The 5,647-nt window shown below is 62.4% G+C and carries 7 protein-coding genes and 1 pseudogene; 1 reads left to right on the top strand and 7 read right to left on the bottom strand.

What is annotated here, in order from left to right; all coding sequences use genetic code 11:
- Nucleotides 1–764: calcium-binding protein (locus tag NBV68_RS17165; RefSeq protein ID WP_296312176.1), on the top strand; the 764-nt coding region annotated here is incomplete at its 5' end.
- A gap of 1,103 nt (nt 765–1,867) precedes the next feature.
- On the opposite strand, the gene NBV68_RS17160 is transcribed toward NBV68_RS17165, so the two are convergent.
- From NBV68_RS17160 to NBV68_RS17130, 7 genes and pseudogenes are all read right to left on the bottom strand, one after another.
- Nucleotides 1,868–2,401: a helix-turn-helix transcriptional regulator gene (locus NBV68_RS17160; protein ID WP_296312174.1), complete on the bottom strand. Its 534-nt coding sequence runs from the start codon at nt 2,399–2,401 to the stop codon at nt 1,868–1,870.
- Between the two features lie 350 nt (nt 2,402–2,751).
- Nucleotides 2,752–2,991, bottom strand: coding sequence for a hypothetical protein (locus tag NBV68_RS17155; protein WP_366068570.1), 240 nt, complete (start codon nt 2,989–2,991; stop codon nt 2,752–2,754).
- Nucleotides 2,988–3,134: a hypothetical protein gene (locus NBV68_RS17150; RefSeq protein WP_296312171.1), complete on the bottom strand. Its 147-nt coding sequence runs from the start codon at nt 3,132–3,134 to the stop codon at nt 2,988–2,990. Before NBV68_RS17150 ends, NBV68_RS17155 begins: the two co-directional genes overlap by 4 nt.
- Before the next feature lie 213 nt (nt 3,135–3,347).
- Nucleotides 3,348–3,575, bottom strand: a complete 228-nt coding sequence (locus NBV68_RS17145) for a hypothetical protein (RefSeq protein ID WP_296312168.1) — start codon at nt 3,573–3,575, stop codon at nt 3,348–3,350.
- Between the two features lie 16 nt (nt 3,576–3,591).
- A complete protein-coding gene (locus tag NBV68_RS17140) occupies nt 3,592–5,199 on the bottom strand; it encodes a recombinase family protein (RefSeq protein WP_296312166.1) in 1,608 nt (535 codons plus the stop codon).
- Between the two features lie 99 nt (nt 5,200–5,298).
- The gene (locus tag NBV68_RS17135) at nt 5,299–5,466 is read right to left on the bottom strand and encodes a hypothetical protein (RefSeq protein ID WP_296312163.1); all 168 of its coding nucleotides are present in this window, start codon (nt 5,464–5,466) and stop codon (nt 5,299–5,301) included.
- Nucleotides 5,463–5,647: pseudogene (locus NBV68_RS17130) on the bottom strand (hypothetical protein); the annotation flags it as partial. The gene NBV68_RS17135 and the pseudogene NBV68_RS17130, both read right to left, overlap by 4 nt.

Below are 5,647 nucleotides of genomic sequence, written 5' to 3'. Positions count from 1 at the left end.
TCGATACTCCTGCGGCTCCGGTCGAAGAGACCCAGCCTCCGGTGGTCGATACCCCCGCGGCCCCGGTCGAAGAGACGCAGGCCGAGGAATTTGCCTCGATTGAGCTCTCCGGATCGTCGAATTCTGATGTACTGCTCGGCGACGCAGGAGATGACGTCCTTTCCGGCCTGCGCGGACATGATCGTCTTTACGGCGAAAATGGCGACGATGCGCTCCTTGGCGGGCGTGGCAATGATAACCTGTACGGCGGCGTGGGCACCGACTCGCTGTTCGGCGGCAAAGGCAGGGATTACCTTGATGGCGGAGAGGGTGCAGATATCCTTTCCGGCGGCAAGGGCAGCGATACCTTCGTCTTCGGCGACGGCGATACCGTTCTCGACTTCAAGAGCGGCGTCGACATTATCGATCTCACCGCCCTTGGGGTTACCGATGCCATGTTTGAGCAAAGTGTTACCTTCAGCATGGTGGGTAAGGACACGCTGATCTCGGTGGGTTCGCAAAGCATGACTTTGAAAAACACCCGCGAGATCGACATGGACGACTTCAGCCTTGTTGAGGACAGCGGGTTCGACAGCCTTCTGAGCGATGCTCTGGCTGTTATCGAAGGCCGCAGCACCTCGCTGCTGGCTGATGCCGACAAGGCTCAGCCGGGTGCCGTGGAAGGGCCTGCCGTTCTGGCCGACCTGGTCCCCTACCCGATGCTAGATGGCGGGATGCTGCCCGTCCGTCCGCTTGAAGATGATTTCATCACCCCGATGATGTAATCGACACTAGGGGCCGCGGCGAATGGCCGCGGCCCCTCTTAATCTTGCTCGACCTCGACGCCCCTTATCTGCGGTAGCGGCCGTCTCTCCAAAGCTCGTGCCCCAGTCGCCGCGGTTAGTTGAAATACGGGATTCTTCTGTCCGCATTCCGCCGCCGTCAAATCCTCGCGTGATCGCTGCTCCCGCAAGTAGCAGCACCGGGCAAGTCAACGCATGTCTCTATCATTATAGAGGATTTGGACAACAAAGGCATAGCCATTGTCAACCAGCCTTGTTTGGCCCGTCGGTCTCGGTCGACAAGAAGCACACCCTTTAGGGTAGATTGGCACGCTTTGGCAGGAGGCTAATGTCGCATCTCGTACTTCAGGGAATTTTGAATGAGCTCCGATTCATCGACAACGGGCGCGAGAGTGGCTTATCGCAAGCCCGCGTTCGACGGTTTGGCGGCCGATGGGATTATGGTCGGGGCCGAAGCCCCGGCATCGACCGACACCCCGCTTCAAATGGAAGCTTTGCGTTCGATTGAGTGCGGTTTGAACGAGTTGGAGAAACCGCTAGACCTTGCTTTGGCCAGGCTCACGTTGCGAGTTCTTGAAGAAGTTTCCGCAGGCAGACACGCCCAAGCGATCCGGTAGTCAATCGTCGCTGGCGACAAGTCAGGAAATGGGGGTGGCGGCGTAACCTGCGCCGCGCCGATCTTTATATAGCGAATGCCTCTGTGAGGACGGAAAATTTCCTTCCCTTTGCGAAATCAACCGTCTTTTCAAGGCTAGTCTGAGCTTCCCCCTCCCCCGGGGCTGGCCAGACGCGGCGGCGACGGGAAAACCCGCGCCGCCGCATTTCTTTTGGCCCCTGCGCTTCATTTTTCCTGATTCATTCATGCGCGTGTGTCGCTCCCCGATCGAGTTCGACTGTCATTTGGCTCGGCAAGGAGACGTGCGCCTGCCAAGAATCCGCCGCGAATACACTGTCAGGAAAGGACGCAGCCGAGGTTGCCGGCCGGCTACTCTCAGGGTGTGCCCCGAGAGACGTTCCCTTTACATCGATCAATTATCTAGAGGGAGTCAGTCTCTACCCCTCAATGGCACCGACGGGGCGGCACTTCAGAGCCCGTCAACCTCGACAAAAATGCGGACTGCCGAAGGTGCAACTTCATAGGCTTGGGCAATCATTGCCCGTCCTTCGGAGATCAGCGCGTCGCGATAACTTCCGTCGGCCGCGGAGTCCGATGGATCCATTCTAATCAACGCACGGTTCCTGGCGGCAAATGTCAGGAGGTCAGGCGCAACCCCTAGTGCCTCGGCGATGCCGTCCACTTTTTCACGGCTGGGCTTAGCTCTGCCGTGCTCCCACGCCCACACTGTCGGTTTCGACACTCCGACAGCGTCGGCTACCTGTTGAAGCGTGAGGCCGGCGGCGTACCTTAAGGAACGGAACAGCGCGTTGAAACTTTGTTGACTATATCTCGAACCACTCCGGTACTCCAGCAAGCCCAACTGCGGCGATTGATGCTCTGCCCCAAAAGGCGGCTGGCTCTCCGGAAATGCGGCAGTTCGAGCAAGAGGCGATTGAAGCTCGTCTGAGAGGGTATCCGAACAGTGGCCAGAAGTCTCGACCGAAACACCAAGACTTTCCATGTCGACGTCTTCCTAAAATGATAGCTTCGCTCAGGAGACATCGAAGTATCGAAGACGGAAAACAATACCCCCTTTGGCATAGGCTAGGAGCGTGGAAGCTCAGAGTTTGTCACATAAATGCGCAGTGTTTCTCCATGAGCAATTTGAGGCCGGCCTAAAGTGAGCAGCTGATGGAGCCCCAAAAGGTCCTGCGAGGAGATGAGTGCCGATCTACAATTGGAACACCACGGATGGCAGGCTGCCCCCGCCCTCAGCCCAGCATTCTGCGTCAGCTAGGGGTCGCACCCAAAGGTGTTTGTTTCGCTTCTCCAAACAGCTCTCCGAGCGGCACAGTTTTCTCAACGAGACCATCAGTCATCTTTCCAGTCTGCAATTCGCATCACGTCTCCACCCTTGCGAAGGTGGTCCAAATGATCGCTCCACCATTGCACCATCGCTACCCGCTCATCCCAATGCGCGCCGCGATGATAGGCTGCGCGTACCTTGTCGGTATCGCCATGCGCCAGCGCCCGCTCTATCGCATCGGGGTTCCACTTGCCGCTTTCGTTCAGCAGCGTTGTGGCCATCGCGCGGAAGCCGTGTGCGGTCATTTCATCGGTAGCATAGGGTCCGACGCCAGCCGCGCGGTGGCAACGGTATAGCGGAATACCGCACCCGCCAGTTGCAAGCTGCGACGCGCGCTTTCCAGCTTTCCCTTACCTTCGATCCGGCGAATGGCTGTCAGGACGTCCATCGGCTCGATTTCGCCGATAGGCAGGTGGCCGATCGAAACCGCACACCAGAGACAGCAGATATTCGCTACGGGTGGCGGTGGCGGGTGCCCAGCCCTTCTGCCCATCCCGTCGCCGCTTTTGACGCATATCGATGCCGATGGACGGGGAAGTGGAGCGGGTGAAGGGAACTGGGCTTTAGAGTAGGTGCCAGCGGGTTCGATTCCCGCAGGGGCTCAGCCTTCGCGATCGAGGAGGGCTTGCACCTGGTCGCGCAGGGTGAGCCAGCGGGTTCGTTCGTCGGGGAGGTTCTCGGGGAAGGCTTTCACCCCATCATGGGCGACCCGGATTGCGGGGTCCTCGTGCTTCTCGAGCCAGTGCTGCACGGCTTCGCGGACGTAGAGCCACCAGATGCGGTCGCCTGGGTAGAAGTCGACAAGATCGCGCACGCGATCAAGGGTCATCCGCAAGCCCGCGCGTTCATCCACGGCGGGCAAGGGTTTCGCCGACCGTCGGGCCGCGCCGCTGCTCACCGGTCGCGAGTTCGACCACTGCGGCGAGGCGAGCCTTGACCTCGACCTTCACGCCTCGGCCAGTCGGGTTGGGGGTGAGGATGATGCGGTCGATCAGTTCGCGCAGGACGGGGATGGCCGCTTCGCGAGCGGCGGGTTCGGCGAGGGCGGTGCGCAGGTCTTCGACTTGCCGGCGGTATTCCTCGGCGATGGCGGGATGGAGGGCGATGACGCGGACGGCGTCGATCTCGGCCAGCTCGGCGGCGAGGCGATCGCGCTCAAGGCGGGCGGCGCGCAGGGCTTCGCGGATCTCGGCGAACTCGCCGCCGCCTTCGGCGATGGCGGCGACCAGACGTTCGACCTTGGCGGTGGCGGCCTGAAGCTGGCGCTCGAGCGTGGCTTTGCGCTGGCGGCCCTGTTTCGCGCGGCGGGCGTATTCCTCGTGGTATTCGCGGACGTAAGTCGCGATCACGTCGGGATCGAGCAACTGGTCCTGAAGCGCGGCAAAGGCGTGGCGTTCGTAGCTCTCGGTGCTGATCGTGCGGTTGTTGGTGCAGGTGCCGCCGTCGCGTCGCGCACCGCAAGACCAGAAGCGGCCTGTCGCGACATTCCATGCGCCGCCGCAGGTGCCGCACTGGCCGAGGCCAGACAGGATGTGGCGGGGTCGCCGGGTCTTCACCGGCTTGGCCTCTATGCGGTTGCGCTCAAGCTCGGCCTGCACCGCTTCCCACAGGGCGTCGTCGATGATGCGCAGCTGGGGCACGCTTTCGATAATCCATGCGCTTTCGGGGTTGGGGCGGATGCGGGTGGTGCGGGTGACCGGCTCGATGATCTTGCTGGTGCGGTTGTGGATCAGCTCGCCGACGTAGAGCCGGTTCGAGAGCATGCCGTTGCCTCGGGTGCGATCGGGGCGGATGGTGCTGGCGCGCCAGCTATTTCCGCGGGGACCGGAAATACCTTCGGCGTTGAGCTGACGAGCGATGGCGACCGGGCTTCTGCCGGCGGCGTATTCGGTGAAGATGCGGCGGACGATCGCGGCCTGATCGTCATCGATCTCGCGCAGGCCGCGCACCGCCCTGCCCCCTTCGTCGATCCGGTTGGCGAGGCGGTAGCCATAGGCGAGCCCGGCCGGGCTGCGCCCCTGCCGCACGGTGCCGGCCTGTCCGCGCTTGATATTGTGGCGCAGCTCGACCCGCTGCTGTTCATCGAGCAGGCCCTTGATCGCGCCCTTGAAGCTGTCGATCTCGCCATCGCCGAGGGTGAAGAGGCGCGCGCCGTGGAAGTTGAGCCGCTCGCGTAGGTGGTGTGCGTCGCCCTGGTTGCGGGCGAGCCTGCTGGTGGTGTCGATCAGCACCTGGTCGATATCGCCCTGCTCTACCCGCGCGAGCATCGCGGCGAGGCCGGGGCGCTGGGCTTCGCTGGTCCCGGCCCCGCCGCCGATCGCGTAATCGGTGAAGACCTCGATCACAGGCCAGCCTTCCCGGCTCGCCCGATCGCGGCACACGCCGATCTGCTGCTCGATCGAGCGGCTATTCTGCAGCGCTGTTGAGTATCGGGCGTATATCAGGGTTCGCATGGGTCGAATCGGTTTCCCGTGAGCGGGCAATGTCCCGCGCCACCGCCGCGCGCGCAAGCACCTTTGCCAGTTCGAAGATGGCAGGGGGCGGCGGCGGTTTCACGGTGCGGCTTTCCTGACCGCGAAGCGCGAGACGATGTGACGCTCGCCATCCTCGAACTCGATGCAGCAGGCGTTCATGGTGCCGCGCGCGAGGATGCGGCAGCGCTGCCCCTTGCGGTGGGGCAGCGTCGATCGCCAGTACCAGATGCGATCGAAGGTGCTCACTCGCCCAGATCCAGCTTGATCTGATCGGCAAAGGCGCGCTCGCGGATGCCGGCGCGACGCATAGGGGCGTCATAGGTGTTGTGGCAGCGCTGGCACCAAGCGCGCAGGTTGTCGTCTGCGCAGTCTTCGGGCTGGTGGTTGAAGTGGGCGACGGTGAGCACCACGATCGAGCCGGTCACCG

It is taken from the genome of Erythrobacter sp., assembly GCF_023653175.1.
GTDB lineage: Bacteria > Pseudomonadota > Alphaproteobacteria > Sphingomonadales > Sphingomonadaceae > Erythrobacter.
Note: the sequence above shows the minus strand (reverse complement) of the source record. Positions and strands in the feature narration are given on the sequence as shown.

What these genes read in the sequence shown, in the direction of transcription:
- NBV68_RS17160 (WP_296312174.1), bottom strand. Translation starts at nt 2,401, where the DNA reads ATGGAAAGTCTTGGTGTTTCGGTCGAGACTTCTGGCCACTGTTCGGAT.
- NBV68_RS17155 (WP_366068570.1), bottom strand. Translation starts at nt 2,991, where the DNA reads ATGACCGCACACGGCTTCCGCGCGATGGCCACAACGCTGCTGAACGAA.
- NBV68_RS17150 (WP_296312171.1), bottom strand. Translation starts at nt 3,134, where the DNA reads ATGGACGTCCTGACAGCCATTCGCCGGATCGAAGGTAAGGGAAAGCTG.
- NBV68_RS17145 (WP_296312168.1), bottom strand. Translation starts at nt 3,575, where the DNA reads ATGACCCTTGATCGCGTGCGCGATCTTGTCGACTTCTACCCAGGCGAC.
- NBV68_RS17140 (WP_296312166.1), bottom strand. Translation starts at nt 5,199, where the DNA reads ATGCGAACCCTGATATACGCCCGATACTCAACAGCGCTGCAGAATAGC.